Genomic DNA, 21,068 nt, shown 5'->3' on the forward strand with positions numbered 1-21,068 from the left:
ACTGCTGCCCGGGAGGCTGCCGGGTGCCCGGTCAGGGGCGGCTGTGCGGGCCCCGCACGCGGGCGGGGCCGGGAGTGGAGACGAGGGGAATCGAACCCCTAACCCCCGCCTTGCAAAGGCGGTGCTCTGCCAATTGAGCTACGTCCCCGGTCGGCGTGACGGGCACGCCGGTGGGTCAGCTGCGGGGGGAGCTCACCGAGCCCGGGCCCCGGGTGGCCTCGGCCCACAGGTCGGCCTCGCCCTTGCTGGTGTTGCGCTTGCGGACAGCGACCACGGCACTGGCAGCGAGCGCTGCCACCGCCAGCTTCTTCAGCACGCGGGGACCTCCTCGGACGATGGTGGTCACCGCGGCCACGGTGACCGCTGACGGGCGACCGCGGGGTGGGAGACCCGGAGCCAGCTGGACCGGGATCTCCCACCATCGGTGCACGGGTGGGCCTGGGAGGACTTGAACCTCCGGCCTCATCCTTATCAGGGATGCGCTCTAACCGCCTGAGCTACAGGCCCGTGGACCGGTGAACAGCTTACCTGCCGCCGTCCGCCGCCCCTGCCAGGGGGGTGCACAGCGGCCGTGTCGGCCGACCTGGCCGCTCCTCCGGGCCGGTCAGGCCGGCCCGGAGGAGCGGCTCGTGGTCAGTCGCGCTCGGCGAGGGTGACCTCGAGGCCACCGACGAGGTCCGAGCAGAGGTTGTAGACGAACGTGCCCACAGTGCACAGCGCCGTCAGGAGCACGATGTTGACCGCGCCGATGAGCGCCGCGCCACCGAAGACGACCCCGGCGTTGATCACGTCGCCGTCGGCGGTGACGTCGGTGCCGGCGGAGCTGCTGACCTGGCCGATGAGGTCGTTGAGGCTCTCGAAGACACCGAGCCCGCTGAGCACCCCGTAGAGGATGCCGACCGCGACCATCCAGACGAAGAACAGCGCGATCGACAGCACCAGGGAGATCTTCAGCGCCGACCACGTGTCGATGTGCCGCAGCTGCAGCCGGGCGCGACGCGGGCCACGACCGGCGCCCCGCACCCGTCCGGTGCCCTCCCGTGCGGCGCTCTCCCGCGGCGCGCCCTCACCGGCCTGCCGGGCGGCCGCCGGACGGGGCGGATCGACCGGCCGAGCGCCGGCCGCAGGGAGCGGAACGGCCTGGGTCGACTCGACCGGCACGGAGCCCGCGGCCGGGACGCCGCTCCTGGGGGCGGCGGCGCGACCCGCGCCGACCGCCCGGTTGGTGCCGGTGGCCGGTGGCACCGGAGGCGCGGGGGTGGTCACCGGACGCGGACCGGCCTCAGCGGTGGGGGCAGCCTGCCCCGCCGCGGGCGCCTGCCCCGACGCGGGCGCCTGCCCCGCCGCGGGCGCCGTCCCCGAGCCGGCCGCGGGCGCCTTGACGGCCGGGCTCCAGCCCGGCGAGGTGGACTTGTTCGTCTGCTGCGCGGCCGCCGGGGCCCTGCCCGACTGTGCCGAGGGCGCCTTGCCCGCCTGTGCCGAGGCGGGGGCCTTGCCCGACTGGGCAGCTGCCGACGGGCCACCGCCCGGCCGCTCAGCGGCCGTGGACGCCGAGGCGCCGGACCGCGCCGACTTCCCGCCGGCGTCTGCCGGGTTGCTCGCCGGCGACGTCCCGGCCGGCTCGGCGCCACCCGCCGGAGCGCCGGTCGAGTCCGTGGACCCGCCCGCCGACTCCGTCCGGTCGCTCACCGGGGCGGCGCCTGCCGGCGCCTCGTCGGTCGTGCCGGATCCCCCTCGGGACTCGGTACGCACCGAACCTCGCGCCCGGTCGCTCATCCCAGTCTCCCGTCACCCAGCGGCCCTCGCCGCGTCGCTGCACCCACCGGACCTGCTGTCCCGCAGGGGACGCCGGACCGGTCACTGCTGTGGTCGGCGTGCAGGACGGGGGCGGGACGTCGTCGCCCCGGACCCCGGCCTGTCATCCGCCCCACCCTAGGCGTCGGGCTCGTCGTTGTCCGTCGTACGCGCGATAGCCACGATCGACACGTCTTCCGGCAAGTTCATGAGCTTGACGCCCATGGTGGCCCGGTCACGGGTGTGCCGCACGCCGTTGACCGGGGTCCGGATCACGCCGCCGCCGGAGGTGATCGCGTAGAGCTCGTCGCCGAGCACCACGGCCAGGGCCCCGACCAGCGCGCCCTTGCGGGCCTTCGGGTCGGCGGTGAGCACGCCCTTGCCGCCCCGGCCCTGCTCGGGGTAGTGCTCGATCCCGGTGCGCTTGGCGTACCCGCCCTCGGTCGCGACCAGCACGTCGACGCCCTCCTGGACGACGATCATCGACAGCAGCTGGTCGTCGTCGGACAGCGAGATGCCGCGGACGCCCTCGGTGGCCCGGCCCATCGGCCGCAGCTGGGCGTCGTCGGCCTTGAAGCAGATCGACATCGCCTTGCGGGTGACCAGCAGCAGGTTCTGGTCCGGGCTGATCAGCGCGGCCCCGACCAGCTCGTCGTTCTCCCGCAGGTTGATCGCGATCACGCCACCGCTGCGCGGGGAGTCGAAGTCGGTGAGCCGGGTCTTCTTCACCTGACCGCGGGCCGTGGCCAGCACCAGGTACGGCGCGACCGTGTAGTCCTTGATCTGGATGACCTGGGCGATCTTCTCGTCCGGCTGGAAGGCCAGGATGTTGGCCACGTGCGCGCCGCGGGCCGTCCGGGCCGCCTCGGGCAGCTCGTAGGCCTTGGCCCGGTAGACCCGGCCCTTGTTGGTGAAGAAGAGGATCCAGTCGTGGGTCGAGCCCACGAAGAACTGCTGGACCAGGTCGTCCTGCTTGAGCTGGGCACCCATGACGCCCTTGCCGCCGCGCCGCTGGGAGCGGTAGAGGTCGGCCTTGGTGCGCTTGGCGTAGCCGGTGCGGGTGATCGTGACGACCACCTGCTCCTCGGCGATGAGGTCCTCCATGGAGACGTCACCGTCGTTGGCCACGAACTGGGTGCGCCGGTCGTCGCCGTACTTCTCGACGATCTCGGCCAGCTCGTCGCGGACGATCTGCCGCTGCCGCTCGGGGGAGTCGAGGATGGCCTGCAGCTCGGCGATGCGGGCCTCGATCTCGGCCAGCTCGTCGAGGATCCGCTGGCGCTCGAGGGCCGCCAGCCGGCGCAGCTGCAGGTCCAGGATCGCGACGGCCTGGATCTCGTCGACGTCCAGCAGCTCCATCAGGCCGCTGCGCGCGGCCTCGGCCGACTCGCTCCGGCGGATGAGGGCGATGACCTCGTCGAGGTGGTCCAGGGCCTTGGCGTAGCCGCGCAGGATGTGCGCGCGCTCCTCGGCCTTACGCAGCCGGTAACGGGTGCGCCGGACGATGACCTCGATCTGGTGGCTCACCCACAGCCGGATCAGCTCGTCCAGCCGCAGCGTGCGGGGCACGCCGTCGACGATGGAGAGCATGTTGCAGCCGAAGGTGGTCTGCAGCTGGGTGTGCTTGTAGAGGTTGTTCAGCACCACCTTGGCGACGGCGTCGCGGCGCAGCGTGATGACCAGCCGGCGGCCGACCCGGTCGGAGGACTCGTCGGCGATCTCGCTGATGCCCTGCAGCCGGCCGTCCTTGACCGCCTCGGCGATCGCCTCGGCCAGGTTGTCCGGGTTGACCTGGTAGGGCAGCTCGGTGACGACCAGCTGGACCCGGCCTCGGCTGTCCTCCTCGACGGTGACCACCGCGCGCATCCGGACCGAGCCGCGGCCGGTGCGGTAGGCGTCCTCGATGCCCTCGCGGCCGACGATCAGGCCGTGGGTCGGGAAGTCCGGGCCCTTGACCCGCTCCATGCAGGCGGTCAGCGCCTCTTCCGGCTCGGCCTCGTAGTTGTCGAGCATCCAGAAGACGGCGGAGGCGACCTCGCGCAGGTTGTGCGGCGGCATGTTGGTCGCCATGCCGACGGCGATGCCGGCCGAGCCGTTGATCAGCAGGTTCGGGATCCGCGAGGGCAGGACCAGGGGCTCCTGGTTCTTGCCGTCGTAGTTGGGCTGGAAGTCGACGGTCTCCTCGTCGATGTCCCGCAGCATCTCCATGGCCAGCGGGGTCAGCCGGGCCTCGGTGTACCTCATGGCGGCCGCCGGGTCGTTGCCCGGCGAGCCGAAGTTGCCCTGCCCGTCGATCAGCGGGTAGCGCATCGACCAGGGCTGGGCCAGCCGCACGAGGGCGTCGTAGATCGACGAGTCACCGTGCGGGTGGTAGTTGCCCATGACCTCACCGACGACGCGGGCGCACTTGACGGTGGCCCGGTCGGGGCGGAAGCCCTGGTCGAACATCGCGTAGAGCACGCGGCGGTGCACCGGCTTGAGGCCGTCCCGCACGTCGGGGAGCGCGCGGCCGACGATGACCGACATCGCGTAGTCGATGTAGCTGCGCTGCATCTCCTGCTGGAGGTCGACCGGCTCGACGCGGTCGCGGCTGGGTGTTTCCGTCACGGTCTGGTTCTCCACAAGTCGATACACAGTGGTGGATGAGTGCGCAGCTCACGCGCCCCCACCCGCGGGCCGGGCCCCCCCGCAGGGCCCCGTCGGCCCCGCTGCAGGGCCCCGCCACGAGCTTGCTCGTGGCGGGGGGCAGCGGGGCCCTTGTTCAGACGTCGAGGAAGCGGACGTCCTTGGCGTTGCGGGTGATGAAGCTGCGGCGGGCGACGACGTCCTCGCCCATGAGCACGCTGAACAGCTCGTCGGCTGCGGCGGCGTCCTCGATGGTCACCTGCTGCAGGATCCGGGTCGCCGGGTCCATCGTGGTCTCCCACAGTTCCTTGGCGTCCATCTCGCCCAGGCCCTTGAACCGCTGGATGCCGTCGTCCTTGGGCAGCTTGCGGCCGGCCTCGGCCCCGGCCTTGAGGACGGCGTCGCGCTCCCGGTCGGTGTAGACGTACTCGTCACCGATCTTGCCGCCCCACTTGATCTTGTACAGCGGCGGCATCGCCAGGTAGACGTAACCGCCCTCGACCAGCGGGCGCATGAAGCGGAACAGCAGCGTGAGCAGCAGCGTGCGGATGTGCTGGCCGTCGACGTCGGCGTCGGCCATCAGCACGATCTTGTGATAGCGCAGCTTCGAGACGTCGAACTCGTCGTGGATGCCGGTGCCGAAGGCAGTGATCATCGACTGGACCTCGGTGTTCTTCAGCACCCGGTCGATGCGCGCCTTCTCGACGTTGATGATCTTGCCGCGGATGGGCAGGATCGCCTGGAACATCGAGTCGCGGCCGGACTTCGCCGAGCCGCCGGCCGAGTCGCCCTCGACGATGTAGACCTCCGACCGGCTCGGGTCGGTCGAGCGGCAGTCGGCGAGCTTGCCCGGCAGGCCGCTGACGCTGAGCAGGTTCTTGCGGGCGAGCTTGCGGGCGTCCTGCGCCGCGCGGCGGGCGCGGGCGGCCGAGGCGGCCTTGGTGATGATGACCTTGGCCTCGGTCGGGTTGGCCTCGAACCAGTGGCCGATCTGCTCGTTGCAGACCCGCTGCACGAAGCCCTTCACCTCGGTGTTGCCGAGCTTGGTCTTCGTCTGGCCCTCGAACTGCGGGTCGCCGAGCTTCACCGAGACGATGGCGGCCAGGCCCTCGCGGATGTCGTCGCCGGTGAGCTTGTCGTCCTTCTCCTTGAGGAGCTTCTTCTCCACCGCGTACTTGTTCACGATGGAGGTCAGCGCCGCACGGAAGCCCTCCTCGTGCGTGCCGCCCTCGTGGGTGTTGATGATGTTCGCGAAGGTGTGCACCGACTCCGAGTAGGCGTCGGACCACTGCATGGCGACCTCGACCGACATCGCGGTGTCGTTCTTGCCCACACCCTCGGCGGAGAAGCCGATGACCGAGCGGTGGATCGCGGTCTTGCGGCGGTTGAGGTGGCTGACGTAGTCGACCAGGCCGTCGTCGTACCGGTAGGTCACCTCGGTCGGCTCGAAAGCCTCGTCCTCGTGACCGGGGGCCGGTGCCTCCTCCGCGAGCGAGGCCTCCTCGGCCAGGCCGGTGTCGGCCTTGCCCTGACCGGGGCGCTCGTCGCGCAGCACCATCGTCAGGCCCTTGTTCAGGAAGGCCATCTCCTGGAGCCGGCGGTTGATGGTGTCGAACGAGTAGTTCGTCGTCTCGAAGATCGACGGGTCGGCCCAGAAGGTGATGACCGTCCCGCGCTTGTCGGTCGGCCCGACCTCCTCGAGAGGGCCGGGCTTGGCCTCGGTGTAGTGCTGGCGCCACTCGCGGCCCTTGGTCCAGACCGTCACGTCGAGCTTGGTGGACAGCGCGTTGACGACGGTGACGCCGACGCCGTGCAGACCACCGGAGACGCCGTAGCTCTTGCCGTCGAACTTGCCACCGGCGTGCAGGATCGTGAGGACGACCTCGACGGTGGGCCGCTTCTCGACCGGGTGCATGTCGACCGGGATGCCACGGCCGTTGTCCTCGACCCGGACGCCGCCGTCTGCCAGCAGGGTCACCCGCACCGTGTCGCACCAGCCGGCGAGGTGCTCGTCGACGGCGTTGTCCACGACCTCCCACACCATGTGGTGCAGGCCGCGCTCGCCGGTCGAGCCGATGTACATGCCGGGGCGCTTGCGGACCGCCTCCAGGCCCTCGAGGACGGTGATGGAGCTGCCGGAGTAGGCGGTCTCGTTCTGGGGCGCAGCGACCACGTGGGGCCCTTCTCTTGCGCAGCCGATCAGCCGGCGCGACCACGTCGACGACCACGTCGACCGGCGCAGGACGGCTCTCAGGGGGCTGCTGGGGGTGTGTCCCCTCCAGCGTACCGGGTCGACGCACCCCAGGTGTGCCACCGACGCCCTGACGTCGCCCCAGAGCCCCTGGCGACACTCGAGCCACCACCCGTGTTGCCCCGGCCCCCGACGCGCCGTCCTGCGAGCCCTGGGGAGGAGTCGATCGATCGACCGGGCCGCCGGAGGTGGACCGGCCGGGGTCCAGGACCGGGACGGCCGCCCCGGTCCGCCGGCCCACCACGGTGGCCCGATGTCGTCGCAGAGGCCCACGCCCAGGCCGTCGGCGGCGTCGACCCCGAGCGCCCGGGCGGCGGTGGGCACCGAGGTGATGCCGGAGGTCAGCACCGCGGAGGTGACCGGCAACGGCAGCCAGACCGCCCCCCGACCTCCGACCGTTCCACGTGGAACCAGAGCGGTCCCGGTCGGCCCAACTGCGGGGACCGCCACGAGCTCGCGAGCGGTGGGGGCAGCGGGGTCCTTCCTCAGACCAGCAGCTGGGCGGTGGCGAGCTCGCGGTAGAGCGGACTGGTGTCGACGAGCTCGCCGTGGGTGCCGACGGCGACCACCCGGCCGCCGTCCAGGACGACGATCTGGTCGCTGTCCACGACGGTGGACAGCCGGTGCGCGACGACCAGCAGCGCCCGGTCGACGGCGGCCGCGGCGAGGGTCTCGCGGAGCAGCTGCTCGTTGCGGGCGTCCAGGCTGGCGGTCGGCTCGTCGAGCAGCAGCAGCGCCGGGCGGGAGAGCAGCGAGCGGGCGATGGCCAGCCGCTGGCGCTCCCCGCCGGAGAGCAGCACCCCGTCGTCCCCGACCGGCACGTCGAGCCCGAGCGGTGACCGCCGCACGACACCGGTGAGGCCGACCTCGGCCAGCGCGCGCCACAGCTGCTCCTCGGGCACGTCCGGCGCGGCGAGCAGCAGGTTCTCCCGGACGGTGCCGGCCAGCACCGGCGCCTCCTGCTCCACGTAGCCCATCCGGGCCCGCAGCGCCGACCGCGGCAGGTCGCGCACGTCGGTCCCGGCCCAGCGGACCGTGCCGGCCGACAGCGGGTAGAAGCCCTCCAGCAACGCCAGCACGGTCGACTTCCCGGCGCCGGACGGGCCGACCAGCGCGGTGCGGGTGCCGGCCGGGACGGTGAAGGAGACCTCGTGCAGCACCGCTGTGCCGTCGGGGTAGCCGAAGCCGACGCCGTCCAGCTCGAGCAGTGGCACCGGGTCCCCGGCCGACGGCACCCGCAGCACGGCCGGGGCGCGACCCGTGCGTTCGGGCTGCTCGTCGTGCTCGGGCTCCAGGGCGAGCACCTCCTGCACCCGGGCCAGCGCGCCCAGCCCGGCCTGCAGTTGGGTGTAGGAGCCGATCAGCTGGCCCAGCGGCATGACCAGCAGGAACAGGTACAGGATGAAGGCGACCAGGTCGGCGACGGCGATCGAGCCGGTGGCCACCCGGTAGCCGCCGAGGCCGAGCACCGACAGGAACGCCCCCTGGACGGCGATCGAGCCGGCCGGGGAGACCAGCGCCTCCAGCCGGGCCACCGAGACGCCGGCCCGGAAGGCCCGCTCGGCGCTGACGCCGACCGTCTCGACCTCGCGGGCGGTCGCGCCGCTGGCCCGGATCGTGCGGACGGCGGACAGTGCCCGCTCCACCGCCGCGCTCATCGCCCCGACCTGCTCCTGGGCCTGCCGGGACAGGGCCCGCACCCGCCGGGAGGCCAGCACCGCCGTGGTGACCCCGATGCCGACCGCGAGCACGGTGACCAGCAGCAGCCAGACGTCGACCAGCGCCATCGCCACCAGGGCACCGACCCCGACCACCACCGAGCCGACCAGCTCCACGACGCCGCTGGTCACCGTGGCGCGCAGCAGTGTGGTGTCCGCGCCGACCCGCGACATCAGGTCCCCGGTCCGCCGCCGGTCGTACTCGGCGATCGGCAGCCGCAGCAGCCGGTCGACCAGCAGCCGCCGGGTGCTCAGCACGACGCCCTCGGCCGTGCGCTGGAGCAGGTACTGCTGACCGGCCCCCAGCACTGAGGCGAGCACCAGGACGACGACCAGGGCCACCACCCCGGGCAGCAGCGCACCGCCGGAGCCGACCGCGCTGATCACCTGCCCGACCAGCGCGGGCTGGGCCAGCGCCGCCGCCGCGGAGGCCAGCGAGAGCACCGCCGCCCCGGCCAGCGCCCGGCGGTGCGGGCGGAGCAGGGGCAGCAGCTCACGGAGCCCGGCCTGGGCCGTGGTCTCCGTGGTCTCCGGGCCGGGGGTGGTCACCGGCGGGGCGCGGTCGTCACCAGGTGACGGCGAGGGCGCCGACCACGGCGGCGAGCAGCCGGGCGTGGTGCTCGATCAGCTGCGGCCGGTTGGCGTCCGGCCGCACCGCGGCGACGTAGCCGGCCGCCGACCAGAGCTCGTCGCCGTCGTCACTGCCCAGCAGCGACTGGCGGACCATCGGGTCCTCGGCCAGCCGCCGCACCTGGGGGCCGTCCTCGGCGGCGAGGAGCACCCAGCGCCGGTCGAACTCGGGGTCGGGGCTGGGGATCTGCAGCAGCCCGCCGGTGCCGTGCCGCCAGATCCGGGCCGGGGACAGCCGGAAGCCGGGGACCGAGCCGAGCACCGGCGCCGCGGTGACCGCGTGCGTGCTCAGCCAGGCGCGGCCGGCCGGGGAGGCGATGTCGAAGGCCACCAGGTCCAGCCCGTTGCCCCGGCCGCGGAGCACCCGGCTGGGCCGGTCCTCCTTGCCCGGGCGGACGGGTGCGCTCTGCAGCAGCGGCAGCAGGGCGGCGTCCTCCTCGGTCGTCCCGTCGGAGGGCACCCAGCCCAGGTGCTGCGCCCAGGCCAGCATCGCGGCCGGGTCCGACGGCGGGATCGGGATGGCCTCGTTCCGCCGGCGGATGGGGCTCCAGCCGCCGGGCTGCTCCGGGGGCGGCCCGGCCGGGGGCCCGTCCGGACCGGGCTCGGCGCCCGTGGGCCGGCGGGAGCCGAACAGCCCACCCAGGCCGCGTCGCGGTGGCGCCTGCTCCGGCGGGACGTCGAACTGCCGCTGCTCGACCGCCGGTGGCTGCCAGGGCTCGGGCGCGGGCCGTGCGTCGGGCCCGGGCCGTGCGTCGGGCTCGGCTCCCCGCCGCTCGGGCTCGACAGCGGGCAGGTCCCAGCCCGGGGGCTGCCAGCCCCCGGCGGCAGTGCTGCCGCCGGCCGGCGCGTCGTCCGCGGGGCGGTCGCTCCCCTCGGGTGCGGGCTCCGGGTCGGCGCCGCCCAGGTGCGCGGGCTCCTGCCAGGCGGCGGGGTCGTCCTCGGGACCGTCGCCGTTCCGGTCGCGCGGGCTGCTCATCGCGGGGTGCTCCTCGTCGTCCTGTGCCTGTCTCGCCGGGTGCCCGCGGGGGGCGCCTCAGCCGTACGTGTCGCGCGGCCCACGGCCGCGGACGGTGCGCGGGCCCTTCTTCCAGCTCGGCGCCGTCGGACCGACAACGCGCAGCTTGGTCACGACGTCCCCGCCGACCCCGGCGCGCAGCCGGCCGAGGATCGAGGGGGCCAGCAGGCGCAGCTGCGTGGCCCAGGCGGTGGACTCCGCGACGACCAGCAGCTCGCCCTCGTTGAGCGACTCGGGGCGGCAGTGCGCGGCGATGTCCGGCCCGACGAGGGTGTCCCACCGGCCGAACACCGCACCGACCTTGGTGCGCGCCGTCCAGTCCTGGTGGCTGACCAGCGAGTCGACCAGCTTCCCCAGCGGCTGGGGGTCGTCGGCACCCGGTCCCGGGCCGGTCCACCGGCGGCGCGGACCGGCCACCCGGCGCCGGGTGGGCTGCGGGCGGGCTGCCGAGGCGGCCCGCGCGGCTTCCAGTGCGGCGCGGGCGATGTCCGAGGGACGGGCCGGTCGCTCGTCAGGCACGGTCGGCCTCCTGGATGAGAGGGGCGCTGTCGTCTGGATCCTCCGCCACCTCGGTGGCGGCCGGCTCCCCGGCGTCCCGGCCCGGCAGCACCAGCGCGCGCCCGTCGGCGACCTGGACCCGGGTGCCGCGCAGCGCCGGCGGCACGTCCTCGGCCACGGCCGCGGTGACCAGCGTCTGCTCGGCGCCCGCGGCGACCTCGGCCAGGGCCGAGCGCCGGCCGGCGTCCAGCTCGGCGAAGACGTCGTCCAGCACCAGGATCGGGTCGTCACCCTCGGCACGCAGCAGCGCGAAGCAGGCGAGCTTGACGGCGAGGGCGAACGACCACGACTCCCCGTGGCTGGCGTAGCCCTTGGCCGGTGCCGGTCCGAGGTGCAGCACCAGGTCGTCGCGGTGCGGACCGACCAGGGTGACCCCCCGGTCGACCTCCTCCTTGCGGCGCTCGGCGACCCGGGCGCGCAGTGCGGCGGAGAGCTCCGCAGGCCCGGGCAGTGGTCGGGCCGGGTCGACCGGGGCGCCGTCGCCGGCCAGCGGCACGGAGCTGCTGTAGCCCAACGCCGCCCGGTCGGCGCCCGGTCCGGCGACGTCGGCGTAGGCCTCGGCGACGTGCGGCGCCAGGTCGGCCACCAGCCGCAGTCGGGCAGCCAGCAGCTGACCGCCGAGCTCGGTGAGGTGCCCGTCCCAGACCTCGAGCGTGGCCAGCGCGTCGCCGCGGGCCAGCTTCGCCGTCTTCAGCAGGGCGTTGCGCTGCTTGAGCACCCGGTCGTAGTCGCTGCGCACGCCGGCCAGCCGCGGGGTGCGGCTGACCAGCAGGTCGTCCAGGAAGCGGCGCCGCTCGGCCGGGTCGCCGCGCACCAGAGCCAGGTCCTCGGGTGCGAACAGCACCGTCCTGACCAGCCCGAGCAGCTCCCGGGGGCGGGGCAGCGGGGCGCGGTTGACCCGCACCCGGTTGGCCCGGCCGGGGTTGATCTCCACCTCGACCAGCAGCTCGCGCTCGTCGCGGCGCAGCGCCGCCCGGACCACCGCCTGGGTCGCCCCGTGCCGCACCAGCGGCGCATCGGAGGAGACCCGGTGGCTGCTCATGGTCGCCAGGTAGCCCACCGCCTCGACCAGGTTGGTCTTGCCCTGGCCGTTGCGGCCGACCAGCACGGTCGGCCCCGGTGTCAGCGCCAGGTCGGCCAGCTCCCAGCTGCGGAACTGGCCGACCTGCAGATGGCGGAGGTACACGGCTAGGTGAGCAGCCCCCGGGGGCCAAAGTCGCGACTTTGGCCCCCGGGGGCTGCGGGCGTCGAGGCCATCACTCGGGGTCTTCGGCCACCTGGGCACGGACGGCGTGCCCGCCGAACTGGTTGCGCAGCGCGGCGACGGCCTTCATCGTCGGCGAGTCGTCCTGGCGGGAGGCGAACCGGGCGAACAGCGAGGCCGAGATCGCCGGCATCGGGACGGCGTGCTCGATCGCCTGCTCGACGGTCCAGCGGCCCTCGCCGGAGTCCTCGGCGTAGCCGGAGATCTTCTCCAGCTCCGGGTCCTCCTGGAGGGCGCGGACCAGCAGGTCCAGCAGCCAGGAGCGGATGACCGTGCCCTGGGTCCAGGAGGCGACGACGCCGGGGACGTCCTCGATCAGGTCGACGGCGGCCAGCAGCTCGTAGCCCTCGCCGTAGGCCTGCATCATCGCGTACTCGATGCCGTTGTGGACCATCTTCGCGAAGTGGCCGGCACCGCACGGCCCGGCGTGCACGAAGCCCGCACCAGGCATCGCCTCGCCGGACTCGTCGGCCGGAGTCGGCGGCTTGAGGGCGTCGAAGATCGGCTGCGCCTTGGCGACGTCCTCCTTGGACCCACCGACCATCAGGGCGTAGCCGTTCTCCAGGCCCCACACGCCGCCGGAGACGCCGGCGTCGATGTAGCCCAGGCCCTTGGCGCCGAGCTCCTCGGCGTGCACCTTGTCGTCGGTGAACTTCGAGTTGCCACCGTCGATCACGACGTCGCCGGGGCTGAGCAGCTCACCGAGCGCACGCACCGTCGACCGGGTCGGCTCGCCGCTGGGCACCATCACCCAGACCACGCGCGGCGCCTCGAGCGCGCCGACCAGGGCCTCCAGGCTGTCGACGTCCCGCTTCGGCGAGGACTGGTCGAACCCGACCACCTCGTGACCGGCGCGGCGCAGCCGCTCGGCCATGTTGCCGCCCATCTTGCCCAGCCCGACCATCCCCAGCTGCACGTCCGCTCCTCAGTCTCGATGTGTGGTTCGTGGTCCGCGGTGCTCCCGCGGCAGGTCTCGGTGGGCAGCCGCGCCCTTGCGGAGCCCGGTGACCGCAGGCCGTGCCCGGGTCACTCGCCATCGCCCATCGTGCTCGCCCTCCCCGGCGCTCGCGCGCCCGGCCCCTGACGACTCGGCGCAGTCTGCCGCGCCGAGCCCGCGATGAGTGGGAGCCGCCGCCCTGGAGGGTGCCGTCCTGGCAGGACGGACCTGCGGTCCCGATCAGCCGGGCAGGCGCACCGGCATGATCAGGTAGCGGTAGCTGCCGGGCCGCTCGGCGGGCTTGCCGGCATCGGCGTCGTCGGCCGAGGGCTCGTCGACCCCGGAGAGCACCGCGGGCTTGAGGGCGGTGGTGAAGTCCATCCGCGCGCGCTCGGTGTGCACCGCGGCCAGCCCGTCGAGCAGGAACGTCGGGTTGAAGCCGATGGTCAGCGGGTCGCCGTCGAACTCGACGTCGCAGCGCTCCTCGGCCTGCCCCTCGTCGTCGGTGCCGCCGGCCCGCAGGGTGACCTGACCGGGGGTGAACTCGCAGCGCAGCGGAGTGCCCCGCTCGGCCACCAGGGCCACCCGCTTGGCGGCGTCGGTGAACAACCCGACCGGCAGGGTGGCGAAGGAGGCGGACTCGCTGGGCATGATCGCCCGGTACTTGACGAACTCGGCGTCCAGCAGCCGGGTGGTCGTCTGCCGGTCCTTGCCGGACATGCCCAGGATGCCCTCACCGGAGCCACCGGAGGACAGCGAGAGCACCACCTCCGGGCCACTGGTCAGCGTCTTCGCGGCGTCGGCGAGCGTGCGGGCCGGCACCAGGACGGCGGCGGACAGCCCGGGGGTCTCCGGGCGCCAGGCGAACTCACGGACGGCGAGCCGGTACCGGTCGGTGGCGGCGAGGGTGACCAGGTCGTCCTCGATCTCCAGCCGGACGCCGGTGAGCATCGGCAGCGTGTCGTCGCGGCCGGCGGCGACGGCCACCTGCCCGACGGCCTCGGCGAAGGCGTCGCTGTCGACGACCCCGGCGGTGGAGGGCATCGAGGGCAGCGAGGGGTAGTCCTCCACCGGCAGCGTGGGGAGGCTGAACCTGGCGTTGCCGCAGCTGATCGCCAGGCGGGCCCCCTCGGCCACGACGTCCACCGGGTGCGGCGGCAGGGCGCGGGTGATCTCGGCCAGCAACCGACCGGGCACCAGCGTGCGGCCGTCCTCGGTTGACTGGACGTCGATCTCCGACCGGGCGGACACCTCGTAGTCGAAGCCGGAGACCGACAGCTGGCTGCCCTGCACCTCCAGCATGATCCCGGCGAGCACCGGCACCGACGGCCGCGGCGGCAGGCTGCGCGCCGTCCACGCGACTGCCTCGGCGAGCACCTCACGTGCCACCCGGAACTTCATCTCGTAACCCACCCCTTGCTGGTGTTGCACTGCTGCCTGCGCCGGCCGGTCCTGCGCGGTGTTCGGCGCCATCCTCTCCCGAACAGCCCCCCACCTGACCAGTCCCCTGGTCGGAGGCTCCTGCCGACCGCCCCTCGCCCCCGGATCAGCTGCTGCTGTCGGTGCTCTCCCGGTCGGGTGCCGGGAGGCCCCGTACCGGGCCGTCCCCACCCAGAGTGTGGTTCGAGAACACCTGGAGAGAAGTCACTCATCCTCGTCATCACTGGTGTGGATGTTGGGGAACGGGCCCCTCTGCGCAGGTCAGGCCCGGTTCGGGCCTGTTGGCCCGCTGTGGGCCGATGACCCTCTCCCTGTGTCGACACGTGGACAACTCGACCGTCGTGCACCGTCACCGGCCGCTCTCCACCCCGCATCCCCTCCTTCCCCGCAGGCTCGTCCCCATCCCCGGGGACGACGGCCGGCTGTCCACCGCACCCGGTGGGCGACTTGTGGACACGCAGGGGACGACGTCGTCGCTGGCACAGCACGCTGACCTGGCCCGACGGCGTGGCGAGTGGGTGATCGGCGGATCGGGCCGGGCTACGGACAGTGGGTGACCCCTCTCCCCAGGCTGTGCACAGATCTGGGGACAAGGCGACATGTACCGCTGATGGGTGACGAGTCGAGTGCGCATGGTCACCGGAAGTCGGGGTGCGGACACCGGTCGACGGCCCGAGGGCGGGGTCGTCGTCGCCCGGACGGGGGTCGCGTGTTCCCCCGTGGCGGGGCACGGGCCTCAGCCGGGTCGACCAGCCGGCGGCGGGGGTGGGAGACCAGCCGCCGGCGTGGGCGTCACTGGCGGGCGCGGCTCTTGATCCGGGCGGTGAGCTCGGTGACCTGGGTGTAGGTGGCCCGGCGCTCGCTCATCAGGCCGGTGATCTTCTTGACCGCGTGCATGACCGTCGTGTGGTCCTTGCCGCCGAAGGAGGCACCGATCCGCGGCAGGGAGAGCTCGGTGAGCTCCCGGCACAGGTACATCGCGATCTGCCGGGCGTTGACCAGGGTGCGGCTGCGGTTGGCGCCCTGCAGCTCCTCCATCGTCACGGAGAAGTACTCCGCGGTCGCGGCCATGATGATCGCCGCGGTGATCTGCGGGCCCTGCTCGTCGCTGATCAGGTCCTTGAGCACCAGCTCGGCCAGCGACAGGTCGACCGGCTGCTTGTTCAGGCTGGCGAAGGCGGTGACCCGGATCAGCGCGCCCTCGAGCTCGCGGATGTTGGTCTGCACCTTGCTGGCGATGAACTCCAGCACCGCGTCGGGCGCCTGCAGCCGCTCGCCGTAGGCCTTCTTCCGGAGGATCGCGATGCGCGTCTCCAGGTCCGGCGCCTGGACGTCGGTGATCAGGCCCCACTCGAAGCGGGTGCGCAGCCGGTCCTCCAGCGTCGTCAGCTTCTTCGGCGCCCGGTCGGAGGTGATCACGATCTGCTTGCTGGCGTTGTGCAGCGTGTTGAAGGTGTGGAAGAACTCCTCCTGCGTCCGCTCGGCGCGCTCCAGGAACTGGATGTCGTCGATCAGCAGGAAGTCGATGTCCCGGTAGCGACGCCGGAAGTCCTCGGCCCGGCCGGAGTGCACCAGGTTGATGAACTCGTTGGTGAACTCCTCGGTGCTGACGTACCGGACCCGCACGTTGGGGAACATCCGCGCCGCGTAGTGGCCGATCGCGTGCAGCAGGTGGGTCTTGCCCAGCCCGGAGTCGCCGTAGATGAACAGCGGGTTGTAGGCGCGGGCCGGGGCCTCGGCGACGGCGACGGCGGCCGCGTGCGCGAACCGGTTGCTGTTGCCGATGACGAAGCTGTCGAAGACGTACTTGGCGTTGAGACCCGGGTCCAGCCCGGCCGGCCGCCGGTCGGCGAACAGCGGGACCGCACCGGCTCCGCGGCCCGACCGGTCCGCCGCCCGCCGCTCGTTCTCCCCCGACGTCTGCCCACCGGGGCCAGTCGCGCCGTTGCCGTCGTCCTCGCCGGGTTCACGGTCCCAGGGCGCGAGCCGGCGGGGCCCGCCGTCGGCCTCGGCGGCGGCGGAGCCGCGGGACCAGTCCCGGCCGTCACCGGACTCCGGGAGCCAGGCCTCCGCGCGCGCGGCGTCGGTGCGCACCCCGAAGGCGCTGCGTCCGTCGTCCACCCGGTCACGGTCGGCCCGGTCCTCGGCGGCGCGGTCGTGCGCGGCCCGCTCCCGGGCAGCCAGCTCCTCCGAGGCACGGTCGTGGGCGATCCGGTCCTGGGTCAGCCGCTCCTGGGTCAGCCGGTCGTCGGCCGACCAGTCCGCAGCGCCGTCCTCGGCGGGGCGGTCACGCTCGACCGGAGCCCAGCGCCGGCTGTCGGTCTCGACGCGGCGGGGCAGCGTGGCCGGCTCCGGCGGCGGGGCCGCGGGCATGTCCTCCAGCTGCACGGCCACCCGGATGGCACGGCCGAACTCCGAGGACAGCGCCTCGGCCAGCACCATGCGCATCCGCGACTCGAGCACGGTCTGGGTGAACTCGTTGGGGGCCGCGAGCACGGCGGTGTCCTCGACCAGCCCGAGCGGGCGGGTGAGTTCCAGCATCGCCTTCTGCTGTGGGGACAGGCTGGTGGAGAGCCGCTCGCGGATCTGGTCCCAGACCGTCGCCAGGTCGACCGGAGAGTCGGCCATCGACTGTGTCCCTTCCCGTGCCTTCGGTCCTGCGCCCCGCACCGCCGTCCACAGGTGCGGACGGGTGCAGATGGCCCGCTGGATCCCCCGTCCGGTCCCCAGCTGTGGACGTGCGAGGGCTGGCTGTCCACACGAGTGTCCACAGTCTGTGCACGCCCGGCGACAGGTGGTCCCGGTACCGGCGTCCCCGGTCGCGGGAATCCGACGTCGTCGCTGGTCGGTGCCCTGCCGGGACGTCGGGAGGATGGAGTGCGGGCCGGCGGGACGGCGGGATCGGCGTACGAACCGGCCACCGTTCGTCCAACGCGGAGCGACGGCGACGCTAACAGCCCCGTCCACAGCCCGGCAATCACGCGTTGCCCGCCTCCTGCCGGGGCCTCGGCGTGTCCGGCACCAGGGCGCGGCGAGGCGGTGCACCATGACCGGTCCGGCCAGCGCACCGGGACCCCCGGGGTCTCGGCTATGCTGGTCGGAGTCTGTGCACAGGGCCCGGTGTACTCCCCCACCTGAGGGGTGGCCGGGGCCGGTGCGCAGCAGACCAGCCACGGGGTGCCGGGTGTCGGTCGCAGGGCCTCGGCTCCGTGACTCGCTCGTCCCCCGCGCGTGCGCTGCCCGACCGGGCACGCGCCGCACCGACGTCGTCAGCAGTGGGAGTCCCTCGTGAGCAAGCGCACCTTCCAGCCGAACAACCGCCGCCGGTCCAAGACCCACGGCTTCCGGCTGCGCATGCGCACCCGGGCCGGTCGCGCCATCCTCGCCGGCCGCCGGCGCAAGGGTCGCGACAAGCTCTCCGCCTGAGGTGCTGCCCGCGCAGGCACGCCTGCGCCGGCGGCCGGAGTTCACCACGGTGGTGCGGTCCGGCCGGCGCGCCGGGCGTCCGACCTTGGTGCTGCACTACCTCCCCGAACGGCCCGTCGCCCGGACCGGGGGTCCGCTGGACCCCCCGACCGGGCCGCGGGCCGGTTTCGTGGTCGGCAAGACGGTCGGCAACTCCGTCTGCCGCCACCGGGTGACCCGGCAGCTGCGGCACCTCGTCGGTGCCCAGCTGCACCGCCTGCCGGCGTCCGCCGACCTCGTCGTGCGCGCCCGCCCGGAGGCCGCCGGGGCCGACTCCACCGTGCTGGGCCGCGATCTCGACGCGGGCCTGGCGCGGTTGCTCGGCGACCGCCCGGCCCGACGCTCGTGAGGCTCTCGCCCGGGCGCGGGTTGCTGTCCGCTGTCCGCTTCTACCAGCGGGCGGTCAGCCCGGCGTTCCCGCCGCGCTGCCGGTTCGTCCCCAGTTGCAGTGCGTACGCCGCCGAGGCCATCGAGCTGCACGGCGCCGCCCGCGGCAGCTGGCTGGCGGCGCGCCGGCTGGCCAAGTGCGCTCCCTGGCACCCCGGTGGCGTCGACCTCGTCCCGCCGCGGGACGGCGGAACTGCCGAGGCCACCCACTCGTCGTGCACCACGGCACAGGAACCGGCTCCCGAGGCCGGTCCCGCCCCGACGGTTGACGGCACACATCGTCCCGACCGTGCCACCCCGCCGGCTCCCTGCCGGTCTGCGCAGCAGGAGGCTGGCGTTGCTTGACTGGCTGTACACCGCGATCGCATGGGTGATGAAGCAGTGGCACGCACTGTTCTCCACCTTCCTCGACCCGGCGAGCGGCATCACCTGGGCGCTGTCGATCGTCTTCCTGGTCGTCACCATCCGGGTGCTGCTCTTCCGCCTGTTCGTCAAGCAGGTCAAGTCCCAGCGGGCGATGCAGGAGATCCAGCCGGAGATCCAGAAGCTCCGCAAGCAGTACGGCAGCGACAAGCAGGGCTTCAGCCAGGCGATGATGGCGCTGCAGAAGGAGCGCGGGGTCAACCCGCTGGCCGGCTGCCTGCCGATCCTGCCGCAGATCCCGATCTTCCTGTCGCTGTTCCACGTGCTCCGGCGGATCGCACCGGGCAAGGACGGCCTCTACAGCTGGGACGACACCCTCACCGACCAGGCAGCCTCCGCGCAGCTGTTCGGCGCGCCGATCTCCTCCTCGTTCAACATGGCCGGGGAGAAGGAGCAGCTGATCCTGGCGCTCCCGGGTGTCGGCTACACGAACATCCGGATCGTCGCGTTCGTGCTGATCGTGATCATGTGCGCCACGACCTTCTTCACCCAGAAGCAGATCATGAAGCGCTCCGGCCCGGTCGAGGGTCAGGCCGCCATGGTGCAGAAGCTGCTGCTCTACGGCATGCCGCTGAGCCTCTTCGTCTCCGGCTTCTTCTTCCCCATCGGCGTCCTGCTGTACTGGTTCACCAACAACCTGTGGACCCTGGGCCAGCAGTTCTACATCCTGAAGAAGCTGCCTCCGCCCGGGTCGCCCGCCGCGCTCGCCAAGGCCGCGGCGGACAAGCCGCAGGTCGACCCGAAGTCGCTGGCGCCGAAGCCCGGCGCCAAGCCGGTCCGGCCGAAGCCGGGCACCCGTGCGGCCAGCAGTGCACCGGCCTCCACGGTCGACGCCGACGGCCAGACGGTCGAGGCTCCTGCCGACGGCACGACGCCCGGCACCGGTGCCGGCGCGACCGACGGCGGGCCACCGTCGGGCCAGGCCAACGGCCGCCCTCCCGGGTCGAACCGCCCGCGGTCGGGCTCGACCGGCAGCCGGTCGGCCGCCGGGCCGGCCAACCGCGGCAAGCGCAAGCGCCGCTGACGCACCGGCGCACCCGGGCTCCGCGCCCGTCGAGTGCCCGGCCCTGACCACCGGGCTCGCCCGGCCGCCAGCACGACCTTGGAGGACTCCGTGAGTGCACCCGACAACGACACCGTGAGCGACCCCGCGGGCGACACCGCCACCACGGCCGAGGCCACCTCGGACGCGGTGCTCACCCGGGCCGGCGGCACCGGTGACCCGGCCCTGCCGGACGCCGACCCGGCCTCCGCGGACGCCGTCGTGGAGCCGGTGGACGTCGACGAGGACGGCCACGGCGACGAGGAGGACGACGAGGACGGCGCCGAAGGCCTGCTGGTGCGCGAGGGCGACGTCGCCGGGGACTACCTCGAGCGGCTGCTGGACATCCTCGACGTCGACGGCGACATCGACCTGGACGTCGAGGGCGACCGCGCCTCCGTGGCGGTCGTCGGTGGTGAGCTGAAGACGCTGATCGGCCCCGACGGCGCCACCTTGGAGGCCCTGCAGGAGCTGACCCGGCTCGCGGTGGCGCAGTCCACCGGCGTCCGCAGCCGGCTGATGCTCGACATCGGCGGTTTCCGGGCCAAGCGGCGGGCCGACCTCACCGACCTGGCCTCCGCTGCTGCCGCACGCGTGGCGCAGAGCGGGGCGGCCGAGCGTCTGGCCCCGATGAACCCCTTCGAGCGCAAGGTCGTCCACGACGTCATCGCCGCAGCCGAGGGTGTGCACAGCGAGTCGGAGGGCGAAGAGCCGAACCGTCGCGTCGTGGTCCTGCCCGAGCGGTGAGCGACCCGGGTGACCCGGCCGGGGCGGACACCCCGGCCGGCCAGCGAGACCAGTCGGTTCCGGAAGTCCCGCCGTCCGCGGCGCGACTGTTCGGTCCGGCCATCGACGACGCGGCCCGCTACGTGTCGCTGCTCGCCGGCGAAGGGGTCGTCCGCGGCCTGATCGGGCCGCGCGAGGTCCCCCGCCTCTGGGAGCGGCACGTCCTGAACAGCGTGGCGTTGGCCGAGGCGGTCCCGGACGGGGCGCGGGTCGTCGACGTGGGCAGCGGCGCGGGCCTCCCCGGGATCCCCCTGGGGCTGGCCCGGCCCGACGTCACACTGACCCTGGTGGAGCCGATGGCCCGCCGGGTGGAGTTCCTCCAAGAGGTCGTCACGGAGCTGGGTGCGCCGTGGCGGGTGGTCCGCGGTCGGGCCGAGGAGCGTTCCGTCGTCCGTGCGGTCGGGCAGGTCGACGTGGTCACCGCCCGGGCGGTCGCCCCGCTCCCCCGGCTGGTCGGCTGGTGTCGTGGACTGCTGGCCCCCGGAGCCCAGCTGATCGCCCTCGTGGGCGCCAAGGCGGCCGCCGAGGTGCCCGGGCTGGTCCCCGAGCTGGAGGCCGCCGGGATGCGGGACGTGCACACCCGGGCGGTCGGTGTGGAGTTGGGTGCGGCAGCCACTACCGTGGTGGTCATGACGCGGGGCGGTTCTGCCCGTTCCGGCCCGACGTCAGGATGAGTGCGTTTCACGTGGAACTGGCCATCGCGATGCATCGGCGTTCCACGTGGAACACGGTG

The 21,068-nt window shown here is 73.5% G+C and carries 17 protein-coding genes and 2 tRNA genes; 6 read left to right on the top strand and 13 right to left on the bottom strand.

Going from position 1 to position 21,068, the window contains the following annotated elements:
• Nucleotides 1-75: 75 nt before the first annotated feature.
• The 13 genes from HLA93_RS17445 to dnaA all read right to left on the bottom strand — a co-directional run bounded on the left by HLA93_RS17445 (nt 76) and on the right by dnaA (nt 16,860).
• Nucleotides 76-148 (bottom strand) — tRNA-Ala (locus tag HLA93_RS17445).
• 27 nt (nt 149-175) lie between these two features.
• Entirely contained in the window at nt 176-346 is a 171-nt protein-coding gene (locus tag HLA93_RS17450) for a DLW-39 family protein (RefSeq protein ID WP_308128206.1), read from the bottom strand.
• 87 nt (nt 347-433) lie between these two features.
• Nucleotides 434-507: transfer RNA gene (locus tag HLA93_RS17455), tRNA-Ile, on the bottom strand.
• 126 nt (nt 508-633) lie between these two features.
• Nucleotides 634-1,689: a DUF3566 domain-containing protein gene (locus tag HLA93_RS17460; protein ID WP_308128207.1), complete on the bottom strand. Its 1,056-nt coding sequence runs from the start codon at nt 1,687-1,689 to the stop codon at nt 634-636.
• Nucleotides 1,690-1,932: 243 nt separating this feature from the next.
• Nucleotides 1,933-4,401 carry a DNA gyrase subunit A gene (gene gyrA, locus HLA93_RS17465; protein WP_222195692.1) on the bottom strand — a complete coding sequence of 823 codons (2,469 nt, stop codon included), beginning with the start codon at nt 4,399-4,401 and terminating at the stop codon, nt 1,933-1,935.
• A 154-nt stretch (nt 4,402-4,555) separates the two neighbouring features.
• The gene (gene gyrB / locus HLA93_RS17470; protein WP_222195693.1) at nt 4,556-6,592 is read right to left on the bottom strand and encodes a DNA topoisomerase (ATP-hydrolyzing) subunit B; all 2,037 of its coding nucleotides are present in this window, start codon (nt 6,590-6,592) and stop codon (nt 4,556-4,558) included.
• A gap of 563 nt (nt 6,593-7,155) precedes the next feature.
• Nucleotides 7,156-8,937: an ABC transporter ATP-binding protein gene (locus tag HLA93_RS17475; RefSeq protein WP_222195694.1), complete on the bottom strand. Its 1,782-nt coding sequence runs from the start codon at nt 8,935-8,937 to the stop codon at nt 7,156-7,158.
• A gap of 16 nt (nt 8,938-8,953) precedes the next feature.
• Nucleotides 8,954-9,994, bottom strand: coding sequence for a hypothetical protein (locus HLA93_RS17480; RefSeq protein ID WP_222195695.1), 1,041 nt, complete (start codon nt 9,992-9,994; stop codon nt 8,954-8,956).
• 57 nt (nt 9,995-10,051) lie between these two features.
• A complete protein-coding gene (locus tag HLA93_RS17485) occupies nt 10,052-10,552 on the bottom strand; it encodes a DUF721 domain-containing protein (RefSeq protein ID WP_222195696.1) in 501 nt (166 codons plus the stop codon).
• Entirely contained in the window at nt 10,545-11,777 is a 1,233-nt protein-coding gene (recF, locus tag HLA93_RS17490) for a DNA replication/repair protein RecF (RefSeq protein ID WP_308128208.1), read from the bottom strand. Before recF ends, HLA93_RS17485 begins: the two co-directional genes overlap by 8 nt.
• A 70-nt stretch (nt 11,778-11,847) precedes the next feature.
• Nucleotides 11,848-12,771, bottom strand: a complete 924-nt coding sequence (gnd, locus tag HLA93_RS17495) for a phosphogluconate dehydrogenase (NAD(+)-dependent, decarboxylating) (protein WP_222195697.1) — start codon at nt 12,769-12,771, stop codon at nt 11,848-11,850.
• A gap of 261 nt (nt 12,772-13,032) precedes the next feature.
• On the bottom strand, nt 13,033-14,193 hold the full coding sequence (gene dnaN, locus HLA93_RS17500; RefSeq protein WP_222195698.1) for a DNA polymerase III subunit beta: 1,161 nt from the start codon (nt 14,191-14,193) through the stop codon (nt 13,033-13,035).
• Between the two features lie 831 nt (nt 14,194-15,024).
• On the bottom strand, nt 15,025-16,860 hold the full coding sequence (gene dnaA / locus HLA93_RS17505; protein WP_222195699.1) for a chromosomal replication initiator protein DnaA: 1,836 nt from the start codon (nt 16,858-16,860) through the stop codon (nt 15,025-15,027).
• 660 nt (nt 16,861-17,520) lie between these two features.
• Between dnaA and rpmH the strand changes: the two genes are divergently transcribed.
• The 6 genes from rpmH to rsmG all read left to right on the top strand — a co-directional run bounded on the left by rpmH (nt 17,521) and on the right by rsmG (nt 21,009).
• Entirely contained in the window at nt 17,521-17,658 is a 138-nt protein-coding gene (gene rpmH / locus HLA93_RS17510) for a 50S ribosomal protein L34 (protein WP_056296149.1), read from the top strand.
• A 1-nt stretch (nt 17,659) separates the two neighbouring features.
• On the top strand, nt 17,660-18,046 hold the full coding sequence (rnpA, locus tag HLA93_RS17515) for a ribonuclease P protein component (RefSeq protein ID WP_222195700.1): 387 nt from the start codon (nt 17,660-17,662) through the stop codon (nt 18,044-18,046).
• Nucleotides 18,043-18,429, top strand: coding sequence for a membrane protein insertion efficiency factor YidD (yidD, locus tag HLA93_RS22195; protein WP_368858265.1), 387 nt, complete (start codon nt 18,043-18,045; stop codon nt 18,427-18,429). The genes rnpA and yidD overlap by 4 nt, the downstream gene beginning before the upstream one ends.
• Nucleotides 18,374-19,531, top strand: a complete 1,158-nt coding sequence (gene yidC / locus HLA93_RS17525) for a membrane protein insertase YidC (protein ID WP_308128209.1) — start codon at nt 18,374-18,376, stop codon at nt 19,529-19,531. Before yidD ends, yidC begins: the two co-directional genes overlap by 56 nt.
• 90 nt (nt 19,532-19,621) lie before the next feature.
• Nucleotides 19,622-20,296 carry a Jag family protein gene (locus HLA93_RS17530; protein ID WP_308128210.1) on the top strand — a complete coding sequence of 225 codons (675 nt, stop codon included), beginning with the start codon at nt 19,622-19,624 and terminating at the stop codon, nt 20,294-20,296.
• Nucleotides 20,293-21,009: a 16S rRNA (guanine(527)-N(7))-methyltransferase RsmG gene (rsmG, locus tag HLA93_RS17535; protein ID WP_222195702.1), complete on the top strand. Its 717-nt coding sequence runs from the start codon at nt 20,293-20,295 to the stop codon at nt 21,007-21,009. Before HLA93_RS17530 ends, rsmG begins: the two co-directional genes overlap by 4 nt.
• The last annotated feature ends 59 nt before the right edge of the window (nt 21,010-21,068 follow it).

It is taken from the genome of Modestobacter italicus, from assembly GCF_019799965.1.
Classification (GTDB): Bacteria; Actinomycetota; Actinomycetes; order Mycobacteriales; family Geodermatophilaceae; genus Modestobacter; species Modestobacter italicus_A.